At 76.1% G+C, this 24,924-nt stretch carries 22 protein-coding genes; 9 read left to right on the forward strand and 13 right to left on the reverse strand.

Annotated elements, in window-relative coordinates:
- Nucleotides 1-150 precede the first annotated feature (150 nt).
- A complete protein-coding gene (locus SNE206_RS23140) occupies nucleotides 151-1,548 on the reverse strand; it encodes a GntP family permease (protein WP_407915393.1) in 1,398 nt (465 codons plus the stop codon).
- The gene (locus SNE206_RS23145; protein ID WP_407915394.1) at nucleotides 1,545-2,084 is read right to left on the reverse strand and encodes a gluconokinase; all 540 of its coding nucleotides are present in this window, start codon (nucleotides 2,082-2,084) and stop codon (nucleotides 1,545-1,547) included. The genes SNE206_RS23140 and SNE206_RS23145 overlap by 4 nt, the downstream gene beginning before the upstream one ends.
- Nucleotides 2,085-2,195: 111 nt before the next feature.
- Here SNE206_RS23145 and SNE206_RS23150 point away from each other — a divergent pair, with 111 nt between their 5' ends.
- Nucleotides 2,196-2,891: a FadR/GntR family transcriptional regulator gene (locus SNE206_RS23150; protein ID WP_407915395.1), complete on the forward strand. Its 696-nt coding sequence runs from the start codon at nucleotides 2,196-2,198 to the stop codon at nucleotides 2,889-2,891.
- Between the two features lie 221 nt (nucleotides 2,892-3,112).
- A complete protein-coding gene (locus SNE206_RS23155) occupies nucleotides 3,113-3,427 on the forward strand; it encodes a hypothetical protein (RefSeq protein WP_407915396.1) in 315 nt (104 codons plus the stop codon).
- Between the two features lie 55 nt (nucleotides 3,428-3,482).
- On the opposite strand, the gene SNE206_RS23160 is transcribed toward SNE206_RS23155, so the two are convergent.
- Nucleotides 3,483-4,574: an NADH:flavin oxidoreductase/NADH oxidase gene (locus SNE206_RS23160; protein WP_407915397.1), complete on the reverse strand. Its 1,092-nt coding sequence runs from the start codon at nucleotides 4,572-4,574 to the stop codon at nucleotides 3,483-3,485.
- A 113-nt stretch (nucleotides 4,575-4,687) separates the two neighbouring features.
- On the opposite strand from SNE206_RS23160, the gene SNE206_RS23165 reads away from it, so the two are divergent.
- Nucleotides 4,688-5,086 carry an ArsR/SmtB family transcription factor gene (locus SNE206_RS23165; RefSeq protein WP_407915398.1) on the forward strand — a complete coding sequence of 133 codons (399 nt, stop codon included), beginning with the start codon at nucleotides 4,688-4,690 and terminating at the stop codon, nucleotides 5,084-5,086.
- 62 nt (nucleotides 5,087-5,148) lie between these two features.
- Here the strand turns inward: SNE206_RS23165 and SNE206_RS23170 are convergent, their stop codons facing one another.
- The 3 genes from SNE206_RS23170 to SNE206_RS23180 all read right to left on the reverse strand — a co-directional run bounded on the left by SNE206_RS23170 (nucleotide 5,149) and on the right by SNE206_RS23180 (nucleotide 6,705).
- Nucleotides 5,149-5,496 carry an ArsR/SmtB family transcription factor gene (locus SNE206_RS23170; RefSeq protein ID WP_407915399.1) on the reverse strand — a complete coding sequence of 116 codons (348 nt, stop codon included), beginning with the start codon at nucleotides 5,494-5,496 and terminating at the stop codon, nucleotides 5,149-5,151.
- A gap of 2 nt (nucleotides 5,497-5,498) precedes the next feature.
- On the reverse strand, nucleotides 5,499-5,696 hold the full coding sequence (locus SNE206_RS23175) for a hypothetical protein (protein ID WP_407915400.1): 198 nt from the start codon (nucleotides 5,694-5,696) through the stop codon (nucleotides 5,499-5,501).
- A gap of 142 nt (nucleotides 5,697-5,838) precedes the next feature.
- The gene (locus SNE206_RS23180) at nucleotides 5,839-6,705 is read right to left on the reverse strand and encodes an SMP-30/gluconolactonase/LRE family protein (RefSeq protein ID WP_407915401.1); all 867 of its coding nucleotides are present in this window, start codon (nucleotides 6,703-6,705) and stop codon (nucleotides 5,839-5,841) included.
- 306 nt (nucleotides 6,706-7,011) lie between these two features.
- Between SNE206_RS23180 and SNE206_RS23185 the strand changes: the two genes are divergently transcribed.
- Nucleotides 7,012-8,517, forward strand: a complete 1,506-nt coding sequence (locus SNE206_RS23185) for a SulP family inorganic anion transporter (protein WP_407915402.1) — start codon at nucleotides 7,012-7,014, stop codon at nucleotides 8,515-8,517.
- 85 nt (nucleotides 8,518-8,602) lie between these two features.
- Here the strand turns inward: SNE206_RS23185 and SNE206_RS23190 are convergent, their stop codons facing one another.
- The 7 genes from SNE206_RS23190 to SNE206_RS23220 all read right to left on the reverse strand — a co-directional run bounded on the left by SNE206_RS23190 (nucleotide 8,603) and on the right by SNE206_RS23220 (nucleotide 20,472).
- Entirely contained in the window at nucleotides 8,603-10,561 is a 1,959-nt protein-coding gene (locus SNE206_RS23190) for an acyl-CoA dehydrogenase (protein ID WP_407915403.1), read from the reverse strand.
- Between the two features lie 90 nt (nucleotides 10,562-10,651).
- Complete coding sequence (locus SNE206_RS23195) at nucleotides 10,652-11,416, reverse strand: metallophosphoesterase (protein ID WP_407915404.1); 765 nt, start codon at nucleotides 11,414-11,416, stop codon at nucleotides 10,652-10,654.
- Nucleotides 11,417-11,545: 129 nt separating this feature from the next.
- The gene (locus SNE206_RS23200) at nucleotides 11,546-12,109 is read right to left on the reverse strand and encodes a GNAT family N-acetyltransferase (protein ID WP_407915405.1); all 564 of its coding nucleotides are present in this window, start codon (nucleotides 12,107-12,109) and stop codon (nucleotides 11,546-11,548) included.
- A gap of 107 nt (nucleotides 12,110-12,216) precedes the next feature.
- Complete coding sequence (locus tag SNE206_RS23205) at nucleotides 12,217-16,797, reverse strand: hypothetical protein (RefSeq protein WP_407915406.1); 4,581 nt, start codon at nucleotides 16,795-16,797, stop codon at nucleotides 12,217-12,219.
- Nucleotides 16,798-16,933: 136 nt separating this feature from the next.
- Entirely contained in the window at nucleotides 16,934-17,806 is an 873-nt protein-coding gene (locus SNE206_RS23210) for a hypothetical protein (protein WP_407915407.1), read from the reverse strand.
- A gap of 34 nt (nucleotides 17,807-17,840) precedes the next feature.
- Nucleotides 17,841-19,340 carry a hypothetical protein gene (locus SNE206_RS23215; protein WP_407915408.1) on the reverse strand — a complete coding sequence of 500 codons (1,500 nt, stop codon included), beginning with the start codon at nucleotides 19,338-19,340 and terminating at the stop codon, nucleotides 17,841-17,843.
- Between the two features lie 109 nt (nucleotides 19,341-19,449).
- Nucleotides 19,450-20,472, reverse strand: coding sequence for a TauD/TfdA dioxygenase family protein (locus tag SNE206_RS23220; protein ID WP_407915409.1), 1,023 nt, complete (start codon nucleotides 20,470-20,472; stop codon nucleotides 19,450-19,452).
- A gap of 619 nt (nucleotides 20,473-21,091) precedes the next feature.
- Here SNE206_RS23220 and SNE206_RS23225 point away from each other — a divergent pair.
- From SNE206_RS23225 to SNE206_RS23245, 5 genes are all read left to right on the forward strand, one after another.
- Nucleotides 21,092-21,694, forward strand: a complete 603-nt coding sequence (locus SNE206_RS23225) for a hypothetical protein (RefSeq protein WP_407915410.1) — start codon at nucleotides 21,092-21,094, stop codon at nucleotides 21,692-21,694.
- Entirely contained in the window at nucleotides 21,691-22,500 is an 810-nt protein-coding gene (locus SNE206_RS23230; protein WP_407915411.1) for a ferritin-like domain-containing protein, read from the forward strand. The genes SNE206_RS23225 and SNE206_RS23230 overlap by 4 nt, the downstream gene beginning before the upstream one ends.
- 168 nt (nucleotides 22,501-22,668) lie before the next feature.
- Nucleotides 22,669-23,445: a LamB/YcsF family protein gene (locus SNE206_RS23235; RefSeq protein ID WP_407915412.1), complete on the forward strand. Its 777-nt coding sequence runs from the start codon at nucleotides 22,669-22,671 to the stop codon at nucleotides 23,443-23,445.
- The gene (locus tag SNE206_RS23240) at nucleotides 23,445-24,074 is read left to right on the forward strand and encodes a 5-oxoprolinase subunit B family protein (RefSeq protein WP_407915413.1); all 630 of its coding nucleotides are present in this window, start codon (nucleotides 23,445-23,447) and stop codon (nucleotides 24,072-24,074) included. Before SNE206_RS23235 ends, SNE206_RS23240 begins: the two co-directional genes overlap by 1 nt.
- A complete protein-coding gene (locus SNE206_RS23245) occupies nucleotides 24,067-24,918 on the forward strand; it encodes a biotin-dependent carboxyltransferase family protein (RefSeq protein WP_407915414.1) in 852 nt (283 codons plus the stop codon). The genes SNE206_RS23240 and SNE206_RS23245 overlap by 8 nt, the downstream gene beginning before the upstream one ends.
- Nucleotides 24,919-24,924: the final 6 nt, after the last annotated feature.

Below are 24,924 nucleotides of genomic sequence, written 5' to 3' on the forward strand. Positions count from 1 at the left end.
GCCGGCCGGGGGGACCGGAGCGGTCGGGGCGGCCCGCCGCACCGGCCGTCCGGCAGCGCGCCCGCTCCGCCGGCGGGAATGCCGCAGGACCCCGGCGCGGGGAGGTGGCCGGGGTCCTGCGAGTCGGGGGTCCTGCGGGGTCGGGCAGGCTCAGACGATCAGGCTGAGCGGCAGGATCAGGGCGATCGCGGTGACCGAGATGACGGTCTCCATGACCGACCAGGACTTCACCGTCTGACCGACGCTCAGGCCGAAGTACTCCTTGACGAGCCAGAAGCCGGCGTCGTTGACGTGGGAGAAGAAGAGCGATCCGGCGCCGATGGCGAGGACGAGCAGCGAGGCGTGACTGGTCGACAGGTCGGCGGCGAGCGGGGCGACGATGCCGGCGGCGGTGATCGTGGCGACGGTCGCCGAGCCGGTGGCGAGCCGGATGAGGACGGCGATCAGCCAGCCGAGCAGGATCGCGGAGATGTGCCACGTGCCGGCCCAGGTGCTGACGGCGTCGCCGACGCCGACGTCGATGAGGGTCTGCTTGAAGCCGCCGCCTGCGCCGACGATGAAGACGATGCCCGCGATCGGCGCGAGCGACTTCTCGACGGTGCGGGAGATCTCGGCCTTGGTGAAGCCGGCCGCCCGGCCGAGGGTGAGCATGCCGAGCAGGGTGGCGGCGAGCAGCGCGATGAGCGGCGAGCCGACGAAGTCGAAGATCCGCTGGAGGACGGCCTTCGGGTCGTCGACGACGACGTCGACCAGGGCCTTGCCGAGCATCAGCACGACGGGCAGCAGGATCGTGACGAGCACGGCGCCGAAGCGGGGGCTGCGCTCGTGCGGCACGGTGTCGGCGGCGGGGGCGGCTTCGGTGGGCGGCTCCAGCGGCCCGACCCAGCGTTCGGCGACCCGGCCGAAGAGCGGGCCGGCGACGATCAGGGTGGGCACCGCGATCAGCAGGCCGAAGGCGAGGGTGACGCCGAGGTCGGCCTTGAGGGCGTCGACGGCCACCAGCGGGCCGGGGTGCGGGGGCACCAGGCCGTGCAGCACGGAGAGTCCGGCGAGGGCGGGGATGCCGATCCGCATGAGCGGGACGTTGCCGCGGCGGGCGACGAGCAGCACGATCGGGATCAGCAGGACGACGCCGACCTCGAAGAAGAGCGGCAGGCCGAGGAGGGCGGCGACGAGGGCCATCGCCCAGGGCAGCCCGCGGCGCCCGGTGCGGGCGAGCACGGTGTCGGCGATGGTGTTGGCGCCGCCGGAGTCGGCGAGCAGCTTGCCGAGCATCGCGCCGAGGCCGATCAGCAGGCCCACACCGGCGACGGTCGAGCCGAAGCCGGTGGCGAAGCTGGCGAGCAGCTTGTCGAACGGCGCCCGGGCGAGGACGGCCAGCACGGCGGAGCCGAGGGTGAGGGCGAGGAAGGGGTGCAGCTTCAGCCTGGTGATGAGCAGGACGATCGAGGCGATGCTGACCAGGACGGCGACGAGCAGCTGCCCGTCGCTGTCGGTGTGCGGGAGGGCCGGGGCGGCCGCCGCGAGCAGGAGGGTGGGGGTGGTCACGCGAGGTCTCCGTTGACGGGGCCGAGCAGTGCTGCGGCCTTCTCGACGAGTGCTTCCGGGGTGGGGCCGACGTCCAGCACGGCTCCGCGCTCGTCGGGCCCGAGGGGTTCGAGCGCGGCGTACTGGGAGTCGAGGAGGGAGGGCGGCATGAAGTGGCCGGCCCGGTGGACGAGGCGGTCGCGGACGAGCTCGTGGCTGCCGCTGAGGTGCAGGAAGAAGGCGTCGGGGCAGGACGCGCGCAGGGTGTCGCGGTAGCGCCGTTTGAGTGCCGAGCAGGTGACGACGCCACCGGTGCCGTCGGCGGCCTGCGCACCGAGCCAGGCGCCGAGGGCGCGCAGCCAGGGTTCGCGGTCGTGGTCGTCGAGCGGGGTGCCGGCGCTCATCTTGGCGATGTTGGCGGCGGGGTGGAAGTCGTCGGCCTCCGCGTACGGGAGGCCGAGCCTGTCGGCGAGCTGCCGGGCGACGGTGGTCTTGCCGACTCCGGAGACGCCCATCACGACGATGACGGGCGGCTGGTCCTCGACGCTGAGAGCCATGGGTGGTGCTCCTCTTCTGCCTGATCCGCGCCAACTGTCGCGCAAAGGTATGACTTATTCAAGCCCCTGAAACTTAATCGTCATACTTTTGCTTCCCGCTAGTCTGGCCGGATGGAGATCCAGGGCCTGCCCGGCCGCCTGCTCGCCGACCTCGGCCCCGCCATCGCCTCCGGCGAGATCCCGGAGGGCACGGTGCTGCGCACCGAGGAGCTGGAGGAGCGCTACGGGGTCTCCCGCACCGTCGTCCGCGAGGCCGTGCGCATCCTGGAGTCGATGCGGCTGGTCGCCCCGCGGCGCCGGGTCGGCATCACCGTGCAGCCCCGGGCCGGCTGGGACGTCTTCGACCCGCTGGTGATCCGCTGGCGGCTGGCCGGCGCCGACCGGGCGGCGCAGCTGCGCTCGCTGGGCTCGCTGCGGGTCGCGGTCGAGCCCGCCGCGGCGGCGCTGGCCGCGGTGGAGGCGAGCGACGACGACCGCCGGGCCCTCGCCGCGCTCGCGGTCGAGCTGACGGTCACCGCCCGGGCCGCCGACCTGGAGGCCTTCCTGCAGCACGACATCGCCTTCCACGCGACGGTGCTGCGCGCCTCCGGCAACGAGATGTTCGCGCACCTGCACGACACCGTGGGCGCCGTGCTGACCGGACGGACCGAGCACCACCTGATGCCGCACCGGCCGCGGCCGTACGCCGTGCAGCTGCACCGCGAGGTCGCGGACGCGATCTGCTCCGGCGACGCCGCGCTCGCCGAACGGGCGATGCGCACCATCGTGACGGGGGCGCTCGACGAGCTGAACGCCACCCTCGACTGAGGTTCGTACCTGAACGCCCGCCGAATTCCGGGCCCGATCGTGGACTTCCGCCGCATGGCGGCCCCCGGGTGGGGCAGGGTGGGGGTGTCGGAGGGGTGCGCGCCCGCGCACACCACCGGCACCTGTCCGCACACGCACCTGCCCGCCCGTGCACCCGCCGGCCCGACCGCCGGTCCGTACGCCGGGCGCAGCTCTGCGAACGTCAGCGCTGGGGGTCGCCGATGTCCACCGTTCGCCGCCGCCTTCCGGACGAGGTGCGGGCCGCCGCCGTCCGGGCGGGGCTCTCGTTCTCCCTGATGCTGGTGGCCCTGATCGTCGCCGTCCTGGCCTCGTACGCGGGCACCACGCTGCTCACACCGGCCCTGGTGGTGATGGCGATCGGGGTGTTCGGCACGGCGTGGGGGCTGCTGGAGATCCTGGTGTCGCGTCAGATCGCGGCGCAGAAGCGCCGGGGGCCCAACTCCGCGTCGCCGCTGGACGGCAGCCGGGAACGCGGACGGCGCCCGGCGGGTCGCCGGGCGCCGCTGCAGGGCTGACGGCCCGGCAGGGCGGGCCCCACCGGATCAGCCGCGCGGGATCAGCCCCGCCGGATCAGCCGCGCGGGCCGACCGCGTAGCCGTACTGCCGGGGCCAGCGGCGCTCGGCGCCGAGCACCCGGGCGGCGTGCAGCGGCCAGTACGGGTCGCGGAGCAGTTCGCGGCCGAGCATCACGGCGTCGGCCCGGCCGGCGGTGAGGACCTCCTCCGCCTGGGCGGGCTCGGTGATCAGGCCGACCGCGCTGACCGGGACGCCCGACCCGCTGCGGATGCGCTCCGCGAAGGGCACCTGGTAGCCGGGGCCGGTTTCGATGCGGGCGTGCGGGGCGTTGCCGCCGCTGGAGATGTCGACCAGGTCGATGCCGATCCTCCCGAGCTCCTTGGCGAGCAGCACCGACTCGTCCACGGTCCAGCCGGGCTCGCCGTCGAGCCAGTCGGTGGCCGAGACGCGGAAGAAGACCGGCAGGTCGTCCGGCCAGACCGCGCGGACGGCCGCGGCGACCTCCAGCGCGAACCGGGCCCGGCCCGCGAAGCTGCCGCCGTAGCCGTCGGTGCGGTGGTTGGAGTGCGGCGAGAGGAAGGAGTGCACGAGGTAGCCGTGCGCCCCGTGGACCTCGGCCACGAGGAAGCCGGCCTCCCGGGCGCGGACCGCCGAGGCGGCGAAGTCCTGCACGAGGACGGCGATCTGCTCCTCCGTCAGCTCGTCGGGCACCGGGTTGGCGCCGAACGCCACCGGGGAGGCGCCGACCGTCGGCCAGCCGCCCTCCTCGGGGCCGAGCGGCGCGGAACCGCCCGTCGGGCCACCGGTGGACGCCTTGCGGCCGGCGTGGGCGAGCTGGATCGCGGGCACCGAGCCGTGCGCGGTGATCAGGGCGGCGATCCGGGCGAGGGCCTCCTGCTGCCGGTCGTTCCACAGGCCGAGGTCGTACGGGGAGATCCGGCCGTCGGGGCGGACCGCGACCGCCTCGGTCATCACCAGACCGGCGCCGCCGGCCGCGCGGGAGCCGAGGTGGGCGAGGTGGAAGTCGGTGGCCGCGCCCTGCTCGGGGCCGTCCGGCGCCGCGGAGTACATGCACATCGGAGCGAGCCAGACCCGGTTCGGGACGGTCAGCGAACGGAGGGTGATCGGCTCGAACAGGACGCTCACGGGGGCTCCTCGGACGGTGGCCGGGGTGAATCGGCCGGGGCGGTTCGGAGTGACGACGATAACTCTCGTACGACGAAGTCTGTCAAACTACGAGATCCGTCGTACGATGAGGCGTGACCGACACCAGCCCCGCGACCGCCGCCTGCCCCGAGCCCGGCGTCTTCCCCGAGCCCGCGGTCGGGGAGATCCGGCTGGAGTGCGTGCTGCACGCGCTCGCCGATCCCGTCCGGCTGCGGATCGTCGCCTCACTGGCGCAGCACGGCGCCGAGGTCAACTGCGTGGCCTTCGACGTGCCGGTGACGCGCTCCACGCTGACCCACCACTTCCGGGTGCTGCGCGAGGCCGGGGTGATCCGGCAGGTGCGTCGCGGCACCTCCAAGATGAACTCGCTGCGCCACGACGACCTCGCGGCACGCTTCCCCGGCCTGCTCGACAGCGTCGTCACCGGCCACCGCGCCACCGCCGCCGCTGCCGGCACTGCCGCTGCCACCACCACCGCACCGCGGGACTGACACACCGCGGGCCCCGGGCGGATCGGGGCACCGGACGGATCGGGGCACCGGACGGACACGGATCAGGGCGTCGGGACGGCCTGTCCGCCGCCGCGCAGCTCCGCCAGCAGGACCTCCTGATCCGTGATCATCTCGGTCAGGATCCGGCGCGCGGCCCGCAGCAGCTCGGCGACGTCCGGCGTGCTGAGCTCGTACACCACGGTGTTGCCCTCACGGGTCGCGGTGACGAGGTTGGTGCGCCGCAGCACCGCGAGCTGCTGGGAGAGGCTGGACGGTTCGATGTCCATCTCCGCCAGCAGCTCGCGGACGGGGCGGGGGCCGTCCTGCAGGAGTTCGAGGACACGGATGCGGGCCGGGTGACCGAGGGTGCGGAAGAACTCCGCCTTGGCCTGGTAGAGCGGGACCGGCATGCTCAGTCGTCCTCGTCTTCCTCTTCGTCCGGCGCGTGCGGCAGGTCGATGCCGTGCCGCGCGGCGATCCGCAGCAGGCTCGCGATCCGCCCCCGGTAGGCCTGGACGCCGTCGTCGTCACCCGCCGCGCGTGCGGCGGCGAGGTCGCCGCGGGCCTGGACCAACTGCGCCCCGAGCTCCTCGCGGAACAGGTCCGTCACGCTGACCTCCGTTGCCGGCAGCTGCGCCGGCCGCCGCCCGGGCACACCCGGGAGGGTCCAGCATCCAAGACTGGGAAGACTTCTTCAAGTTTCCGGCCGACTGGGACACAACGCCTGCCGAAAGGTGTAACGGGCCTCCCGCTCAGCCGCGGAAACGGTGCGCCGGGCGGCCCGTGACACCGGGCGTGCAGGTGAAGATCCCGCCCGCCAGCGGCTGCTCGGCGAGCTCGGCCGGCGTGAGGTTCTCGGTGGCCGTGGTGATGTAGAGGGTGTCCAGGGCGGGGCCGCCGAAGGCACAGCTGGTCGTCATGGTCGCGGGCACCCGCACCACGGTGTCGAGCGTGCCGTCGGGCAGGTACCGGCGGATCTCGCCGCCGAAGGCGACGGCCACCCAGACGCCGCCCTCCGTGTCGACCGTGATGCCGTCCGGCACGCCGCCCTCGATCTCGGCGAAGAGCCGCGGGTCGTGCAGCCGGCCGGCCTCGTAGCGGTAGGCGTGCACGAGGCGGGTCGGGCTGTCCGCGTAGTAGGCGGTGGCGCCGTCGGGCGACCAGTCGAGGCCGTTGGAGATCGTCACGCCGTCGAGCGCGGTGTGCACGGTGCCGTCGGCGTCGAGGCGGTGCAGCGTGCCGGCCCCGGGCGTGTGGTCGTACGCCATGGTGCCCGCGAGGAGGCGGCCCTCGGCGTCGCAGACGGCGTCGTTCATGCGCAGGGTGCCGCCCGCGGAGTCGAGGTCGGCGATCCGGGTGAGCGCGCCGTCCTCGTCGAGGACGGCGAAGCCGTCGGCCACCGCCAGCACGAGGCCGCCGGCCGCGCGCAGGGCGACCGCGCCGACCGGCAGGCCCGCCTCGAAGCGGGTGCGCTCCCCCGTCGCCGGATCCCAGCTGTGGACGTGACCGGCGATGATGTCGACCCAGCGGAACAGCTGGACGCGGTCGTCCCACAGCGGACTCTCGGCAAGGTGCAGGCGGTCGGCGACCGCGAGCTCGGCGTGCAGGGTGCGGGGCATGTCTACTCCAGGGACGGAGGGGGCCGGTGTGAGCTGTGGGGGGACGATGATCCTAGGCGCCGGAGAGCGCGTTCCGCACCGGGGTCCGCACCTCGGACCGGGCCGGGCCGCGGGCGGCCTCCCCCGGACGGCCCGGTAAGGTCTCGGGGGGCACAGCGCACCTGACGGCCGCCGCGCCGGACCGCTCCGCCCGCGCCCGGGACCGACGACGCCCCCGGGCGACCTGCAGGGCCGCAGCCCTCCGCAGCCCTCCGCACGCTTCCGGCCCGCCCGGCGGGCCGTCCTCACGACAGGCAGCCGCTCCCCGTGCCCTTCCCCGTCCCGTCCGCCGCCGCCGCGCGGCTCCGCGGCCTGCGCCCCGACTGGCTCTCCGACCCGGGGGTGTGGCGCACCGAGGTGCTGGCCGGCCTGGTGGTGGCGCTGGCGCTGATCCCCGAGGCGATCTCGTTCTCCGTCATCGCCGGGGTCGACCCGAAGATCGGCCTGTTCTCGGCGTTCACCATGGCCGTGACCATCGCGGTGGTGGGCGGGCGGCGGGCGATGATCTCCGCCGCCACCGGTGCGGTCGCGCTGGTCATCGCCCCGCTCAACCGGGAGCACGGCCTCGGACACCTCGTCGCGGCCGTGCTGCTCGCCGGGGTGTTCCAGATCGTGCTGGGCGTGCTGGGGGTGGCGCGGCTGATGCGCTTCGTCCCGCGGTCCGTGATGGTCGGCTTCGTCAACGCGCTGGCGATCCTCATCTTCCTGACGCAGCTCCCGGAGCTGCAGCACGTGCCGTGGGCGGTCTACCCGCTGTTCGCGGCCGGGATCGCCCTGCTGGTGCTCCTGCCCCGCCTCACCACGGCGGTGCCGGCCCCGCTGGTGTCGATCGTCGCCCTGACCGCCGTCACGGTCGCGGCGGGCATCTCCGTGCCGACCGTGGGCGACAAGGGCGAGCTGCCGTCCGCCCTGCCGCACCCGGGCCTGCCCGACGTGCCGTTCACCGCCGACACCCTGCTGACGATCGCCCCGTACGCCTTCGCGATGGCGCTGGTCGGCCTGATGGAGTCGCTGATGACCGCCCGGATCGTCGACGACCTCACGGACACCCGTTCCGACAAGACCCGCGAGGCGGTCGGCCAGGGCGTCGCCAACATCGTCACCGGGCTCTTCGGCGGCATGGGCGGCTGCGCGATGATCGGCCAGACGATGATCAACGTGAAGGTGTCGGGCGCCCGCACGCGCCTGTCGACCTTCCTCGCCGGGTCGTTCCTGATGGTGCTGTGCGTCCTGTTCGGCCCGGTGGTGTCGCGGATGCCGATGGCCGCGCTGGTGGCCGTCATGGTGATGGTGTCGTGGGCGACGTTCGACCGGCACTCGGTGGCGCCCGCGACGCTCCGCCGCATGCCCGCCGGGGAGACCGCCGTCATGGTGGTCACCGTCGTCTGCGTGGTGGCGACCGGCAACCTGGCCGTCGGCGTGGTCGTCGGCTCGGTCACCGCGACGGCGCTCTTCGCCCGGCGCGTCGCCCGGCACACCGGGATCACCGCGGAGACCTCCGCCGACGGCACCACGGTGGTGTACCGGATCACCGGCCAGCTCTTCTTCGCCTCGGCCGACGGCCTCGCCCCGCACTTCGCCTACGCGGACGACCCCGACCGGGTCGTCGTCGACCTGTCGGCCGCGCACATCTGGGACGCCTCGACCGTCGCCGCGCTCGACGCCGTCGCGGCGCGCTACGCCCAGCGCGGCAAGACCCTGGAGATCACGGGCCTGAACGCCCCCAGTGCCCACCTGCACACCACCCTCAGCGGCGAACTCGCCGCCGTCTGAGCACCGGTCGGACCGGCGCCGGACGGCCCGCCGGACCGCGATCCCTGCGGCGCGGCGGGCCGTCGGCATGCCGTCGGCGTACGGCTCAGCGGCCGGCGGGCACCGGACCGGCCGACACCGGGGCGGCGGGCAGGCGGGCCGTCAGCGGCAGCCGGTCCATCAGCGGCGCCGGCAGGGCGAAGGCCTCGGTGAGCGTCTCCAGGTGCGGCGTGAGCCGCACCCGCAGGGCCTCCGACTCCGCGACGATCCCGCCCGCCTGCTGCACGGACAGCAGCCCCGCCGCGGCCAGGTCGCCGCTGCGCGGGTGCACCTGCTGCAGCAGGAAGAGCCGGCACAGGTCGGCGAGCAGCGCCCGCGCCTGCGGGTCGCCGGCCGTCCCGACGGCGTCGAGGAAGGCGTCCGCGGCCTGCACCAGCGCGTACGCGGCCAGGGCGTCCTGGGCGGCCGGCGAGGCGTGGTTCCAGCGGGCCAGCGGGTCGCCGGACGGACCCGAGCGGATCCGCGCGGCGGCGTGGCGGCGCAGCCGGGCCTCGTCGGCGGCGAGCAGGTCGCGCAGCGCGTACGGGTCGCGCAGCGTGTCCGCCCCGGCCGACGTGTCCGCCCCGGCCGACGTGTCCGGCTCGCGCGGCGCGTGCGGCTCGTGCGGCGCGTCCGGCTCGTGCGGCGCGTCCGGGTCGGCCGGGGGGCCGGCGGCGGCGCGGACCGGGCGGGGCTCCTCGTGCGCGAAGACGTGCTCGGCGGCGGCCTTGACCCAGACGGCCAGGTTGTCGCCCTCGGCGGTGATGGCGCCCTCGACGTTCAGCGGGAGTTCCGCGAGGCCGTTCGCCGGGAAGAGCCCCTGGGCGCCGCAGCGTTCGCGGCACTCGATGAGCACGTCCCGGGTGCGCCAGGTGTTCCACGCCTTGGTCACGGCGACCAGCCGCTCGGCGCGGGCGCGGCCCTCCGGTTCGTGGTCGGCCCAGGCCCGCGTCGCGGTGCGGTGCAGGAACGTCATCGCGTAGGCGGTGGCGCAGGCCGCGAGCAGCCGGTCGGTGTGCGAGCGGTGCGCGCTCAGCGGCACGCGGCTGCCGGCGGCGGTGCCGCTGATGTGCCGGAGCCCGGCGTACCGGACGGCGATCGCGAGGGCGGCGCGGGCGGCGCCCACCCCGGCGGCGCTCATGCAGAGCTTGCCCTCGGTGACCCGGCCGATGGACCGGAGGAACCGCTTGCGCCGGCTGCCGGGCCCGGAGAGCGTCGAGCCGTCCGGGCCGGGGCGGCCGTGGTCGCCGGTCAGCAGGGCGGAGGCGGGCAGCCGCACCCGGTCGAACGAGGTGAGGCAGTGGTCGACCGGGGTGCCGGTGCGCTCCGGCAGCAGCTCGACGTGCACGCCGGGCCGGGGCCCGTCGGCGTCGGCGAGCTCGGCGAGGAGGAGGAACACGCCGTGGTCGCGGCCGTCGGCCAGCAGCCGCGCCGCGACGACGGCGCTCTTGGGGCCGCCCGCCGCACTGGTGTTGGGCATGTACTTGCGGGCGCCGGGGTGCGGGGTGTGCAGCACGTACGTGCCGGTGTCCCGGTCGAGGGTGGCGGTGGTCTCCAGCGCCGCGGCGTCGTTGCCGTGGTCGAGCTCGGTGCACAGGAACGTGCCGATGCGCCGCATCGCCAGCAGGTCGTCGAGGTGGCGCCGCCGTGCGGGGTGCGGGTCGTGGTCGAGGAGGCTGCCGAGGAAGAGGTTGTAGTGGATGCCGGCGACCGTGGCGAGGGAGCCGTCGACGACGGCCGTCCACTCGTGCAGGGCCGCGAGCCGGTGCACGTCACCGGCCAGCGCCTGCGGGTCGGCGACCGAGTCGTTGACTAACCGGAGGCGTTCGTAGGCGAGTTCGGCCCGCTCGTGGTGACCGAGGCCGGCCCGGTACGCGAACTCGGCGCGCGACACGAGGTGCGCCCAGTGCTCGTGGCCCGGGTCGCGCCCCGGCCCGGGTTCGTCGAACAGGGCGGAGGCCAGGGCCGTCAGCACGGCCTTGCGTCCGGAACGGCCGTCCGGGCCGCCGGGAGGGGGAGTGATCATGACCGGCCCAACGAGCGCCGCCCCGTGCGGGAACGACCCCGGCGAAACGATTTACCCGGAGTTCACAACGGCCCGCCGGCATCCGGGCCGTCAGCCGACGACCACCCGCTGATGGGTCGTCAGCCCGCCGTCCTCGTCCAGCACGTGGAAGGCGATCACCGGAGGGTGGTCGAACGCGATGCCCGGCCCGCCCTCCCAGGGCAGCGTCACCGTGGACACCACCCCGGGCGCCACCGCCAGCGGCAGGCCCGCGAACCGGGCCGCCGCACCCGTGTGCGCGTGACCGCACAGCACCGCCGCCACCTGCCGGTGGCAGCGCAGCACCGCGGCGAACCGCTCCGTGTCCTGCAGGCGGATCCGGTCGACGGACGGCTGGTGCAACGCCACCGGCGGGTGGTGCAGCGCGACCACGGCGGGCACGTCGCGGCGGGCGTGCGTGAGCGTGGTGTCCAGCCAGGCGATGGTCTCCTCGTCGAACCGGCCCTCGTCCCGGCCGGGCACGGAGGAGTCGAGCATCAGCACGGTCAGGCCGGGGAGTTCGTGCAGCCGGTTCACCGGCCCGGCGGACGGCTCCTCCCCCGCCAGACCGGCCCGGTACGCCTCCCGCACGTCGTGGTTGCCCGGGCAGGTCAGCACCGTGTGCCGGGCCGACGCCAGCACGCGGGCGGCTGCCGCGTACTCCTCCGGACGGCCGTGGTCCGCGATGTCACCGGTCACGAGCACCGCGTCGACCGGGCCCGGCAGCGCCTCCAGGTACGCCATGACCCGCGCCGCGCGCGCCTCCGCCCGGGCGCCGCCGTCACCGCCGTGGTCCTGGCCGAGGTGGATGTCGCTGAGGTGCGCGAGCACCGGCATGGGCGTTCCCTTCGGGTCGGGTCGTCGGGCCCGGCGCAGGGGCCGGGGCTCGGACTCTACGCCGGGCGGGGCGCGTCGGTGGCGGCTTCGCCCGCGGCTGCGGTACCGGGCCCGGAGGGCGGGGTCGGGTCAGGCCTCCGGGTCGCGCAGGCCGACGCAGTCGAGGGCCCAGAAGACGTCCGGGTAGACGAAGGTGCCGGTCATCCACGGCTCGTGGCCGCCGAGCCGCGCCACCTGGAACGCCGCCGGGGGGATGCGCAGCGAGGGGCTGCGGAAGCCGTGCTCGTCGGCCCGGTCGAAGCCGCGGGCGCCGTAGTAGTCGGGCGGGCCCTCCAGGAACACCAGGGGTGCGCCGGCGGCGTCGGCCGCGGCGAGGGCGTGGGCGATCAGCCGGGTGCCGAGGCCGCGGCCCTGGTGGGAGGGGAGGACGGCCAGCGGGGAGAGGGTGAGCACGTCGACGAGCCGCCGGGGTGCGTCGAGGCGGGCCGGGCTGAGCACGACGTGCCCCACGACGCGGCCGCCGTCGGTCGCGACGAACGACAGCGGGGCCGGCCGGAGGGCCTCGACGAGGGCGGCCACGTGGCCGTCGTCGCCGAACGCCGCGGTGTGCAGGGCGGCGACGGCGGCGCGGTCGGCCCCGCCCTCCGCGCGGACGGCGTGGCGGGCGGCGTGGTCCGGCTCTCGGGGGGTCATGGCGCGCAGGGTAGGGCGCCACGGCCCGGCGGCGCGAACGGTTTTCGGGCCACCGGGCCACCGGGCGTCCGGGCGTCCGGGTCCGGCGGCCCCCGGGAGCGCGGGCGCTACTCCGCCGCGGCAGGCTCGGCGGGCTCGGCGGGCTCGGCGGGGCGCTTGAACATCCGGGTGGCGGTGATCTCGCCGTGGATCGCCGGGCCGTCCGGGTCCTGCGGGGCGGGCAGGCCGGGACGCAGGTGCTCCTCGACGGAGATGTACTTGAGACCGGCCCGCAGGTCGGCGTCGTTGCGCAGCCGGATGACGAGCGGGAACTCCGCGAGCGCGGTGGTGTCGAACAGGCCGGTGGTGTAGATCAGCTGTACGCCGAGCGCGTCGGCGACGGCCCGCTGGAGCTCCAGCAGGTAGGTGGCGTTGGCGCGGCCGATCGGGTTGTCGAGGAAGAGCGTGCCCGCGTGGCGGAGCTGCGACTGGCCGCGGTCGTTGGCGCGCAGCGCGGCCATCGTGCAGTAGAGCGCGATGGCGGCGGTGAGGAGCTGGCCGCCGGAGAAGACGTCGGACATCTGGCCGACGCCGACGCGCTCGGCCCGCAGCACGGCGTCGGGCTTGAGGATCTCGACGCTGACGCCCTTGGGGCCCATCGCCGCGGCGACGCCGCGCAGCAGCAGCGACATGCCGTCGCGGCGCAGGTCGCTGTTCTTGCGGACGGCGGCGCGGGTGGCCTCGTCGATGACCTCGCCGAGGCGCTCGACGAGCAGGGCGTGGTCCGGGTCCTCGAAGCGGATCCGGAGGAACTCCTGACCGGACCACTCCCCCAGGCCCTCGGGCAGCCGGGAGAGCCGCTGGGCGGCGCGCAGGGTGGTCAGCGAGCTCTCCACCAGGCCGCGCAGGCGGTCGACGATGGAGCCGCGGTTGCGTTCGAGCTGGGTGAGCTCGTCGGTGAGGACGCGCAGCCGGGGGGCGAAGGCGGCGGCCCAGGCGGCGGCGTGCTCGGGCAGGGCCGCGGTCGGCAGCTCGCGGATCTGCTGCCGGGCGGGGGTGCGGACGGCCTCGTAGCGGGCGGCGTTGGCGTGCCGGATGAGCGCGTCGGAGGCGTCGCGGACGGCGAGTTCGGCGCTGCTGAGCTCCGCGGCGGCGGCGCGCAGGGTGCGGCGGGTCTCGGTGGCGCCGGTGCGGGCCTCGGCGAGGCCGCCGAGGTACGGTTCGGCGCTCTGCTCGGGCTCGTCTGCGTGGTCGCGCAGGCCGTCGCGGAGCTGGGCGGCGATCTCCTCGAAGTCGGCCGCGGCGGCCTGGGCCGCGTCGAAGGTGCGCAGCAGGTCGGCGTGCTCGGTGCGGGCGGTCTCCAGGCGTTCGCGGCGCTCGGCGAGGAGGGTGGTGGCGGTGCGGAGCAGCACCTGGGCGTGCTCGGGGTCGGTGGGCACGAGTTCGTCGGGGAGTTCGGTGTGGGCCTCGCCGTCGGCGGGGGCGGAGCGTTCGGCCTCGCCGCGGAGCCGTCCGAGCTGTTCGCTGGCGGCGGCGGAGCGGGCCTCGATGGTGGCGACGAGTTCCTCGGCGCGGGTGGCGGCGGCCTGCCGGGCGGGGCCGTCGGCGCCGTCGGGGCTGGCGAGGAGTTCCTCGGCGCGGGTGCGGACCTTGTTGGTGAGGCGGTCGAGTTCGATGGCCGCGGCGGCCTCCTCGCCTTCGGCGCGGGCCTGTTCGGCGCGCAGGTCGGCGCCGACGCCGACCTTCTCGTAGACCTGGGAGGCGGCGCGGTAGGCCTCGCGGAGGGCGGGCAGGGAGGCGGCGGCGCCGTGGGGCTCCGGGGCGTCCTCGGCGAGGGCGGAGAGTTCGGCGCGCTCCGCGCGGAGCGTACGGGCGGTGCGGCGGGCGTCGTCCGCGGCGCGCTGGGCGGCGCGGCGGTCCTCGTCGCAGGTGCGGGCGCGGTCGGCGCAGGTGGCCTGCCGCTGGTCGCATTCGGCGGCGTCGTCGGCGAGTTCGCGGCGGCGGCGGGCCCAGGTGGTGCGCTCGCGCAGGCGGAAGGCGAGGCCGGCGAGGGCGTCGGCGCGGCGCCGGGCCTGCTGGACGGCCTCGCGGCGTTCCTCGTGCACGCCGACGGCGGCGGCGTGGTCGGCCTCGGCCTCGGTGTGCTCGGCGCGGGCGGTGGCGAGGACGGCGGCGGCGGTCTCGGCCTGTTCGCCGTCGGCGCGGGCGGCGGCGGCGAGTTCGGCGAGGGTGCCGGGCGGGCACTGGGCGTGCCAGGAGGCGAGCCGGGCGGCGAGGGCGCGGTCGTGGCCGAGGCGCGCGGCGAGTTCGCGGATGTGCTCCTCGCGGGCGGTGGCCCGGGTGCGGAGCTCGCGGCGCTCGTCGTCGGCGGCGCGCTCGTCGTGCATGGCGGGGTTGGGCGGTACGAGGAAGAACGCGGGCTCGCCCTCGATGGGGGCGATGAGGGCGGCGGCGGTGCCGACCGCGACGGTGGAGCGGGGCAGCAGGGCGGCGGCGGCGAGGGCCGCGCGGGCGCGGTCGAGCGAGGCGGGGTCGGTGACGACGACGCCGTCGACGAGTTCGGGCCGGGCGGCGAGGATCGCGTCGTGGTCGGCGGGGTCGACGGACTGCGCGAGGTAGCGCCAGCCGGGCAGGGCCGGGATGCCGTGCTCGCCGAGGTGCTCGACGGTGGCGAGCACGTCCGGGCCGGGCGGCAGGAGGCCTCCGTCGCCGAGGGCGGCGAGGATGCGGGAGTCGTCGGCGGCGGCGGTGCGCAGGTCGAAGAGGGTGCGTTCGGCGGTGGCGACGGCCTGGTCGAGCTGCTCGCGCAGCGCTTCCGCGTTGGTGTCGAGGAGTGCGGGGGTGAGGAAGCCCTCGTCCTCGTCGGCGGTCTCCTGGTAGGGCGTCAGGGAGAGGAGGTCGGCGAGCCGGGGTTCGGCGGCGAGCAGGGCGGCGGTGCGGTGCTCGGCGGCGAGGGCGCGTTCGGCGGCGGCGCGCGCGTCGGAGGCGCGGGCGGCGGCGAGTTCGGCGCGGGCCTCGGCGGCGGCGGTCTCGCGGAGCCGGGCGGCGGCCTGCTCGGCTGCGGCGCGCACCTGGGTGAGCGCGGCGGCGGCGGCCTTCTCGGCGTCGGAGGCGTGCAGGGCGGCCCGGGCCGGGTCGGGGTCCTCGGTGGCGTCGATCCAGCCGGCCTCGACGGCGGCCTCGGTCTCCTGCTCGACCTCGGCGAGGCGCTGGCGCAGGTGCTCGGCCTCGCTGCGGGCCTTCTGGGCGGCGGTGGCGGCGGCGGTGGCCTCGGTCTGGGCGGCGGAGCCGTCCTCCTGGATTTCGCCGGCGCGCAGTTCCTCCTGGTCGGCGCGGGCCTCGGCGGCGAGGGCGGCGGTCTCCAGTGCGCGGGCGAGGGCGCCGGCGGCCCGGGCGCGGGCGGCGAGGGCGGGGGCGGCGTCGAGCTCGGCCTCCCGGATGGCGGCGGAGACGCGGGCGGCGCGGTCGGCGGCGGCGCGGTGGCGCAGCGCGGCCTCGGCGGCCTGCCAGGCGGAGTGGAGGGTGCGGGCCTCGATGAGTTCGCGGCGCAGGGCGGCGGCGTCGGAGGTGGCGGCGGCGAGGCCGAGGGTGGCGTGGCGGTGGGTGAGTTCGGCGGTGATGAGGGAGTGCCGGGTGCGGTCGGCCTCGGCGGCGGTGACGGCGCCGGCGGCCGCGGCGACCTCGACGGCGAGGTCCTGGGCACGGTCGCGTTCGGCGGCGGCCCGGCCGAGGTGGGCGTGGACGAGGCGGCGGGTGCGGCGTTCGGCGGCGCGGTGGGTCTCGCGGACGGTCTCGCGGGCGGCGGTGGCGTCGACGATGCGCTGGAGGAGGTCGAGGGAGCCGGCGGTGAAGTCGCGTTCGGCGGCGAGTTCGGAGCGGCGGCCGAGTTTGGCGGCGAAGCCGTGCACGAGGTCGGCGAGGCCGTCGGTGTCGCGGGTGTCGGTGACGGCGCGCAGCAGCAGGTCGGTGAAGTCGGAGTCGTGCTTGACCGCGAAGAGGCCGGCGGCCTCGCCCTCGTCGGCGTTCATCTCGCGCTGGTAGCGGAAGAGTTCGGGGTCGAGGCCGAGGGCGCCGAGGTGTTCGTTCCAGCGGTCGTGGATCTCCTCGAAGGTGAGGTCGAGGTGCGGGTGGGCCTTGCCGGCCTCGGTGAGGGCGTCGCGGAAGCCCTTCATGGTGCGGCGGCGGCCGCGGGCCCTGCCCTCGGGGGCGAGGGCGAGGCGTTCGGCGACGGGCAGCGAGTCGAGGGTGAGGCCGGGGCCGGGGCGGAACGAGTACCAGAGTTCGGCGAACTTCCGCGGGTCGGAGGAGACCTGGCGGCCGCGCCACTCGCTGGTCTTGCCGACGACGATGAGTTCGCCGGTGACGGTGTGCTGCCACTCCAGGGCGACGTGCCCGCAGTCGTCGGCGAGGAGGAACTTGCGGAGCACGCCGGAGCTGGCGCCGCCCAGGGTGTTGCGGTGGCCGGGCAGCATCACCGAGAAGATCAGTTTGAGCAGGACGGACTTGCCGCCGCCGTTCTCCAGGAAGAGGACGCCCGCGGGGGCGGGGCGGCGGCGCGGTCCTTCGGGCTCCTCGCCGAAGAGGCCGATCTGCTGCGGGGCGGGCTCCGCCACCGGCTCGCCGACGCCGCGCAGGTCGAGGACCGTGTCGGCATAGCGGGCACCGGCCGGTCCGATCGAGTACAGGCGGACCCGGTTGAGCTCGTACATGTGCGGCGGTTCTCCTGGGGCGGGTCAGGCGGGGGGCGGTGTGCCGGTCGGGGTGGTGTGCCCGGCGGGGCGGGCGGCGGCCGGTCTGCGGGCGGTGTGCCGGGCGGGGCGGTGGCCGGGCGGTGTGCCGGGCGGGTCAGAGGGCGTGGAACGGCAGTCCGGCGTCGGCGACCAGCTCGTCGGTGTGGTCGGGCGGCAGCAGGGTGGCGGTGCCGTCGGTGACCGGGACGACCCCGAGGTCGGTGAGCTCGGCCATGGCGGCGCCGCCCGCGAGGTCGCGGACCTGCAGCTGGTAGCGGGCGGTGGTGCGGTAGGTGCCGCCGGAGTCGTCGGACGTCTTCTGGAGGAAGCCGGAGTCGACGAGGAAGAGCACGGCCTTGGAGACGATGCCGGTGGTGGAGCCGGCCAGGCGGCGGGCGTCCTTGGTGGCGCCGGTGGCGGAGCGGCGGGCCCAGACGCGCCACGCGGCCTCCAGGCCGGGGGCGTCGGTGGCGGGGTCGGTGACGGCGCCCTCGGCCTCCGCGCGCTCCTCCAGGCGGCGGCAGGCCTGCCGGACGAACGCGTCGACGCCGTTGACGGTGACGCGGCCGAGGTAGCCGTCGTCGGCGAGGTCCTCCGGGCGGGGGAAGGCCAGGGCGGCGACGGCGAGGTGCGCGAGGCCGTGCAGGAAGCGGTCGGTCGACTCGGACGCGGCGCGCCGCGAGTAGTCGCCCATGCGGACGGCGAAGACGGAGTCCTCGGCGGCGGCGACGGCCATGCCCGCGCGCGGCGACACCTCCAGGACGACGAGGCCCATGCCGGTGGCGACGGCGTCGGCGAGCCGGGCGAACTGCGGGTCCTCACGGTGGCGGCGCACCAGCTCGGCGTACTCGGCGTCGCGGGCGGGCAGCAGCTTGGCCTGCAGGCCGAAGGAGACCAGCCGGGCGGCGTCGGTGACGTCCGCGGGGGTGAGCTGGGCGGGGGCGGGCTCCGGTTCGGATGCCCAGGCCGGCTCGTGGAGGGTCGTCACGGGCGGGGCTCCTTGCGCGGTGAGGGGTGGGACATCAGCTCGCCTCCTTGCGGTCGGCGGCCATGCCGGCGGCGTCGAGCAGGGCGCTGCCGACGATGAGGTCGGCGCCGCCGAACTCGGGGTCGTCGAGGCGGGTGCCGTCGTCGACGGCGAAGAGCAGCCGTTCCTCGCCCTGCCGGTAGGCCGTGCCGACGGGCGGGCTGGCGGCGTGCACGGCGAGCAGCGCGACGAGGTACGGCAGGTCGGGGTCCTGGCGGCGGGCGTCGGCGAGCAGGCCGGAGAGGCGTCGCGGGGCGTCGGCGGGCAGGTCGAGCAGGTCCAGCGCGGCCTCCAGCTGGGCCTCGGTGAACCGGCTGTCGTCGGGGGTGGCGACGAGGTCGGGCTCGGGGAGCTCGGCGCCGAGGTGCTCGCGTTCGACGGGCGGGGTGAGCAGCAGGTCGACGAGGTCGGCGACGCGGACGGACGCGGCGACGCGCAGGCCGGCACCGCGGGCGAAGAACGCGTCGGTGGGCCGCACCGCGCGTTCCAGCGGCAGCTCCAGCAGCGGGGCGAGCAGGTGCCCGTACAGGTCTATGCCGCTGCGGGCGCTCGGCGCGGCGAAGGCCTGGCGGTCCTGCTCGGCGCGGAAGAGCGGGCCGGCCTCCAGCAGCCGGGTCTGCAGCTGGGTGTGGCGGCGGATGCAGTCCTTGACGATGTCGACGAGCTCGGCGGCGCGGCGCTTGTGCTCGGGGTCGACGGCCTCGTCGCGGGCCCGGCGGATGTTGGTGAGGATGGCGTTCTCGTGCCGGTACCGGTCGGCGATGTGGTCGAGCGCCTCGTCGATCAGGTCGGGGACGGTCTCCATCCAGTCGACGGCGCGGACGTTGCGGCGGGTGGCCTCCAGGGCGCGGCGCAGCGTCTCGGCGTACTGGACGGTGCGGTAGCGGGCCTGCTCGGCGGCGAGCTGCGCGTCGGCGAGCCGCCCGCGGCGGATCAGCACCTCCAGCTTCACCTCGGCGGCGATCTGGGCGGAGGTGACGTCGGTGTCGAGGGCGCCGACGAGCACGTTGACGGCCTCGTCGGTGGTGCGCAGGTAGACGCCGCCGTCGGGCCCCGGCACCTCCTCGATCAGTTTGAAGTCGTAGTCGCGCCGGACGTACCCGCCGTCGGCGCCGAAGGTGCCGTAGACGGCGCGGAACCCGCGGTCGACACTGCCGACGTTGATCAGCGACTCCAGCACCCAGCGCCCGACGCGGGCGTGCTCGGCGGGGTCGCGGCCCGGGTTCTGCGCGGCGATCCGCGGGTGCAGCCGGCCGAGCACTATGTCGCGGTCGGCGCCGGTGTCGAAGTCCATGTTGAGCGTGACGAGGTCGATCGCGGCGAGCCCGATCTCGGCCATCGTGTACGAGCTGTACTCGCCGGCGAGGTTGACCTTGCGCATGTCGAGGTCGTGCAGCGGGGCGGTGCAGGCCAGCGCCTTGAGCCGGCGGGCGAGCCCCTCGTCGGCGGCCGGGCCGGGTGCGGGCCTGGTGGGCTGGTCAGCGATCGCGGTCACGGTGGACAAGATTAGAGGTTCGCACCGACAACATCCGAAACGGCCGTGGTTGCCCCGGTTCCGGCGGCGCCCCTGCCCCCGGCGCGGCTGCGCGCCGGGGGCCCGGTCGTCAGCCTCCGAGCGCCGCGGCCTCCAGCTGCCCGGCCGGCACCAGGCCCGCCACGGCCGGCGGGTCGGCGGGCTCCAGCAGGCGGCTCGGCACGCCGTCCGCGCCCACCGGCAGGTCGCCGTCGAGGGTGATCCGGCGGACCAGGCGCGGCTGGTCGCCGTAGTCGGCCACGGCGTAGTGCTGGGTGGCGCGGTTGTCCCAGATCGCGACGTCGCCGACCTGCCAGTTCCAGCGGACGGTGTTCTCCAGGCGCTCCACGTAGCGCTGGAAGAGCGCGATCAGCGCCTTGCTGTCGGCGCCGGAGACGCCCTGGACGCGCTGCGCGAACGAGCCGAGCAGCAGGTTCTTCTCGCCGGTCACCGGGTGGACGCGCACCAGCGGGTGCTCCGTCCTGAAGGTGGTGGAGACGAAGACCTGCCGGAACAGCTTCGCGACCTCCGCGTCGTCCGCGAGCTCGGGGGCGAGCGCGAGGCTTGCCGCGTAGTCGTAGTCGTTGGTGTGCACCGCGCGCAGGCTCTCGGCCAGCGCCTTCAGCGGCGCGGGCAGGTCCTGGTAGGCGGTCGCGGTGTTGGCCCACACCGTGCTGCCGCCCGCCTCCGGCAGCTCCAGGGCGCGCAGGATCGACGCCTTCGGGTACGACGGGACGAACGTGACGTCGGTGTGCCAGTTGTTGGCGCGCACGCCCTTGGTGGCGTCGAGCTCGAAGACGTACCGGCCGTCGGCGCTCGGCACGGTCGGGTGGCCGACGGGGTGGCCGAGCAGACGGGCGAAGGCCTCGTGGCCGGCGTCGTCGAGGTGGTGCTGGCCGCGGAAGAACAGCACCTTGTGGCGGTGGAGCGCGGTCTCGACCGCGGCGACGGTGGCGGCGTCGAGGTCGCCGCCCAGGCGGACGTCGTGGACGACCGCGCCGATCCGCCCGGCGACGGGGGTGAGGCGGAGCTCGACGGGGGCGGTGGCGGCGGGGGCGGCGGCGGCAGTGGCGGTGTCGGTGTCGGTGGCGATCTCGGTGGCGACAGCGGTCATGGCGGATCCTCGGCTTTCTCGGCACGACGGGGCCCGGCGGCGCGTCCGGGCCGGCGGCAGGGCGGGCACGGCGGAGGCGCGGCGGAGCAGGGCGACACGGAACGGTGCAGGGCGACGCGGAGCGGGTGCACGGCAGCCCGGCGCAAGGCGGCGCAGCGTACGGCGGCGCAGCGCAAGGGGGCGCAGCGCAAGGGATGGCGGTCAGCGCCGGGAGTGGGGTGGCGACTCGCTCAGGAGGCGGTCGCGCGGCGACACGGGGGACAGCTGACACGGCTCATGGTTCGGCGTCCTCCTCTGGGTCGCGGCGGGTTCGACAGCATCATGCTGGCCACCCGACCAGGCTGCTGTCAATCGCCATCTCGCCTGGTGGGAGTGGGTGTTGCGGTGCCGTTTCAGCATGTTGCGGGTCATGGCGGGCGTCCGCGCCGCCGCACCCGGCAGGGTCCGCCGGCGGGTGTCCGGGCGGCGTCGCGGATGCTCGCCGCCCCTCCCCGAGGCCCATGCTGAACGCGTTCAATTCCCATCTTGAACATGTTCAATACTGAGGTCTACAGTGATCCTGCGCCGCCCGGACACCCCGGGCCGCCCCCCCTTCGACGCGCCGTCCCGGGAGTGCCCCATGACCACCGAACCCGGCCCCCGGGCCGAGCTCCGGAAGATCCGCACCTGGCTGTGGATCTTCATCGTCTGCCTCGCGCTCAGCGGGCTCACCGCCTTCCCGCTGGAGACCGAGACCCGCTGGCTGGCCGACGCCGTCCACCGCAGCGGCCTCGGCGAGCACTGGCCCGGCATCGCCGGCTGGACGGACCGGGTCCGCGACGGCGTCGCCGACACCAACCTCCGCCACCCCTTCCTCGCGTACGGCACCGACTGGCTCGCCTTCGCCCACCTGGTGATCGCCACCGCCTTCTGGGGACCGCTCCGCGACCCCCTCCGCAACGTCTGGGTGATCCGCTGGGCCCTGCTCGCCTGCGCCGGTGTCGTCCCGCTCGCCCTGATCTGCGGCCCGCTGCGCGAGATCCCGCTCATGTGGCGATTCATCGACATGTCGTTCGGTGTCGTCGGCGCGGTCCCGCTCCTCGTCGTCCTGCGGGCGATCCGCCGTCTGGAGTGGGCCCGGGCCGTCGCGGCGCCCCCGTTCGCCGTCGCGCTGTTCGACGGGGCCCACCCCGACCCCGGCGGCACCCGCCCGGGCCTCGCCCGGACGGCGGCCGCCGGATGACCGCGCCGGCCGGCGCCACCGCCGACACCACCACCACCACAGCCACCACCGACACCGCCACCGCCACCGCCCGGGCGGCTGCCCCGGCCCCCGCCCCTCCGGCCGTGCTCGACCATCCCGGCTGGGTGGCCCACTTCACCGCCGAGGCCCACCGGCGCAGCCGCCGCGCCGACCCGGACACCTCCCGCGGCGCCACGGCCGACCCCGCCCTCTGGCGCAGCCTGCAGCGGTTCCAGGTCGGCGAGGACGGCGACGGCACCCAGCTGATCGCCAAGGCGGAGGCCTTCGGCGACCCCGCGTACACGGCCGCACTGCGGCTGTTCGTCGCCGAGGAGCAGAACCACGCCCGGCTGCTGGCCCGGCTGCTCGACGCCGGCGGCGTGCCGCTGCTCGGGTCGCACTGGAGCGACGCCCTCTTCGTCCGGTTCCGGCGGCTGCTGGGGCTGCGGCTGGAGCTCATGGTGCTGCTGGTCGCCGAGGTCGTCGCGGTGCGGTACTACCGCGCGGTGCGGGACGGCGCCCGCGACCCGTTGATCGCGGAGACGGCGGGGCTCGTCCTGGCCGACGAGGTGCGGCACGTCCCCTTCCACTGCTGCAGGCTGCGCGAGTCCCTCGCCGCGCTGCCGCGGCCGCTGCGGGCGCCCGCCGCCACCGGCTGGCGGCTGCTGGCCGTGGCAGCGGGGGGATTCGTCGCGCTGGACCACGGCCCGGCGCTGCGGCTGCTCGGGGTCGGCCGGCTGCGGTTCCTCCTGGACGGGGCCGCACTGGCCGGACAGGTCGCACGCGAGCTCCGGACGACGCCGTGAACGGTTCCCCTCCGGGGCAGGGCCGGCCGGCACCCGGCGGCGCCGGGCGGCCGCGAACGGAGGGCGAACGTCCGGCAAAACGCGGCCCCGCGCCAACGGGCCCGGCGCCCGGGCAAACGATCAGGCCCTACGATCACCCCCAGGAGCAGCTGGAAGGCGGGGCGACGCGTGTCGGACGCGGTGATCGATCTCAATGCGGACCTCGGCGAGGGGTTCGGACGCTGGACCCTGACCGACGACGAGGCGCTGCTGTCGGTGGTGACCAGCGCCAACGTCGCGTGCGGCTTCCACGCGGGCGACCCGTCCACGATGCGCCGGGTCTGCTCCCTCGCCGCGGAGCGCGGTGTGCGGATCGGGGCGCAGGTCTCGTACCGCGATCTGGCCGGGTTCGGGCGGCGGGCGATGGACGTGCCGCCGGACGAGCTGGCCGACGAGATCGCCTACCAGATCGGCGCCCTGCAGGTGTTCGCGCGGGCGGCCGGCTCCCGTGTCAGCTACGTCAAGCCGCACGGCGCGCTCTACAACCGGGTGGTCGCCGACGACGAGCAGGCGGAGGCGGTGGTCTCCGGGGTCCTGCGGGCGGGGGCGGTCTGCGACGGCCCGCTGCCGGTGCTGGGCCTGCCGGGCTCCCGGCTGCTGGCCGTCGCGGAGGGCGTCGGCCTGCCGGTGGTCGCCGAGGCGTTCGCCGACCGGGCCTACACGCGGGCGGGCACGCTCGTGCCGCGCCGGGAGCCGGACGCCGTGGTGCACGACCCGGAGGCGGTGATCACCCGGGCGGTGGGGATCGCCCGGGACGGCGCCGTGACCGCGGCCGGCGGCGAGCGGGTGGCGGTGCGGGCCCGCTCGCTGTGCGTGCACGGCGACACGCCGGGGGCCGCGCAGCTGGCCTGGCGGGTGCGCGGCGCCCTGGCCACGGCGGGCGTCCGGGTGGAGGCCTTCACCTGATGGCGGGCCGGCTGACGTTCCGTCCGGTCGGCGAGGACGCCCTGCTCGTCGGCGCCGACTCCGCCGAGCAGGTCGCCGCGCTGTACGCCGCCCTGCTGGAGCACCGCGCCGACCTCCCCGAGACGGCCGAGATCGTGCCCGCCGCGCGGACCGTACTGCTGGACGGCGTCGCCGACCGGGCCGCGCTCGCCCGCCTGCTGGACGGCTGGACGCTGCCCGGGCACCCGCCCGTGGCGGGCCCGCTGGTGACGGTGCCGACGGTGTACGACGGCGCCGACCTCGCCGAGGTCGCCGGTCGCTGGGGGGTCTCCCCCGAGGCGGCCGTCCGGATCCACACCGGGGCCGAGTACCGCGTGGCGTTCTGCGGCTTCGCCCCGGGCTTCGCCTACCTCACCGGTCTGCCCGGGCGGTACGAGGTGCCCCGCCGGTCGACGCCGCGCAGCGCGGTGCCGGCCGGGTCGGTGGCGCTGGCCGGCCCGTACACCGGGGTGTACCCGCGGTCGTCGCCCGGCGGGTGGCAGCTGCTCGGGCGCACCGCGCTGCCGCTGTGGGACGCGGCGCGCGAGCCCGCCGCGCTGCTGGCGCCGGGCACCCGGGTGCGTTTCACGGCGGAGGCGACGGATGGCTGAGCTCGTGGTGGTGCGGCCGGGGCCGCTGACCACCGTGCAGGACCTCGGCCGCCGGGGCGTGGCGCATCTCGGGGTGCCGCGCGCCGGGGCGCTGGACGAGCCCGCACTGGTCGCCGCCAACCGGCTGCTCGGCAACGCGCCGGGGGCCGCCGCGCTGGAGACGACGCTCGGCGGCGTCGCCGTCCGGGTGACCGCCCCCGTGGTGGTGGCCGTGACCGGCGCTCCCGCACCCGTGCGCGTCGACGGGCGCCCGGTGCCGTGGGGTGCGGCGGTCCGGGTCGGGGCCGGGGCCGTCCTGGAGGTCGGGACGGCCACCCACGGCGTGCGCAGCTACCTGGCGGTGGCGGGCGGGGTCGCCGTGCCGCCGGTGCTCGGCAGCCGCTCGGCGGACCTGCTCTCCGGGCTGGGCCCGGCACCGCTCGCGGCGGGCGACCGGCTGCCGGTCGGCGCGCCGGGCACCCCTGCGGCGGCCGGGCCGGTCGCCCTGCCCGGCCCGCCCGCGGAGCTGCTGCTGCGGCTGCTGCCCGGCCCGCACGACGACTGGTTCGAGGACGCGCCGCCCCGCGGCGGCTACACGGTGGCCGCCGCGTCCAACCGGATCGCCCTGCGCACCGAAGGGCCGCCGCTGCACCGTGCCCGGCCGGGCGAACTGCCCAGCGAGGCCATGGTGCTGGGCGCCGTGCAGGTGCCGCCGGACGGCCTGCCGGTGGTGTTCCTCGCCGACCATCCCACGACCGGCGGCTACCCGGTCGTGGGGGTGGTGCCGCGGGCCGACCTCGCCGCGGCCGCCCAGGCCCGCCCGGGTACGCCGCTGCGCTTCCTGCCGGTGCGCCCGGCGCGCTGACCGCGC

The organism is Kitasatospora sp. NE20-6, assembly GCF_045862635.1.

Excerpts from the sequence above, each read along its gene's own strand:
- SNE206_RS23145 (WP_407915394.1), bottom strand. The coding sequence starts at position 2,084 with ATGGCTCTCAGCGTCGAGGACCAGCCGCCCGTCATCGTCGTGATGGGC.
- SNE206_RS23150 (WP_407915395.1), top strand. The coding sequence starts at position 2,196 with ATGGAGATCCAGGGCCTGCCCGGCCGCCTGCTCGCCGACCTCGGCCCC.
- SNE206_RS23155 (WP_407915396.1), top strand. The coding sequence starts at position 3,113 with ATGTCCACCGTTCGCCGCCGCCTTCCGGACGAGGTGCGGGCCGCCGCC.
- SNE206_RS23170 (WP_407915399.1), bottom strand. The coding sequence starts at position 5,496 with ATGCCGGTCCCGCTCTACCAGGCCAAGGCGGAGTTCTTCCGCACCCTC.
- SNE206_RS23180 (WP_407915401.1), bottom strand. The coding sequence starts at position 6,705 with ATGCCCCGCACCCTGCACGCCGAGCTCGCGGTCGCCGACCGCCTGCAC.
- SNE206_RS23190 (WP_407915403.1), bottom strand. The coding sequence starts at position 10,561 with ATGATCACTCCCCCTCCCGGCGGCCCGGACGGCCGTTCCGGACGCAAG.
- SNE206_RS23195 (WP_407915404.1), bottom strand. The coding sequence starts at position 11,416 with ATGCCGGTGCTCGCGCACCTCAGCGACATCCACCTCGGCCAGGACCAC.
- SNE206_RS23200 (WP_407915405.1), bottom strand. The coding sequence starts at position 12,109 with ATGACCCCCCGAGAGCCGGACCACGCCGCCCGCCACGCCGTCCGCGCG.
- SNE206_RS23205 (WP_407915406.1), bottom strand. The coding sequence starts at position 16,797 with ATGTACGAGCTCAACCGGGTCCGCCTGTACTCGATCGGACCGGCCGGT.
- SNE206_RS23220 (WP_407915409.1), bottom strand. The coding sequence starts at position 20,472 with ATGACCGCTGTCGCCACCGAGATCGCCACCGACACCGACACCGCCACT.
- SNE206_RS23225 (WP_407915410.1), top strand. The coding sequence starts at position 21,092 with ATGACCACCGAACCCGGCCCCCGGGCCGAGCTCCGGAAGATCCGCACC.
- SNE206_RS23230 (WP_407915411.1), top strand. The coding sequence starts at position 21,691 with ATGACCGCGCCGGCCGGCGCCACCGCCGACACCACCACCACCACAGCC.
- SNE206_RS23240 (WP_407915413.1), top strand. The coding sequence starts at position 23,445 with ATGGCGGGCCGGCTGACGTTCCGTCCGGTCGGCGAGGACGCCCTGCTC.
- SNE206_RS23245 (WP_407915414.1), top strand. The coding sequence starts at position 24,067 with ATGGCTGAGCTCGTGGTGGTGCGGCCGGGGCCGCTGACCACCGTGCAG.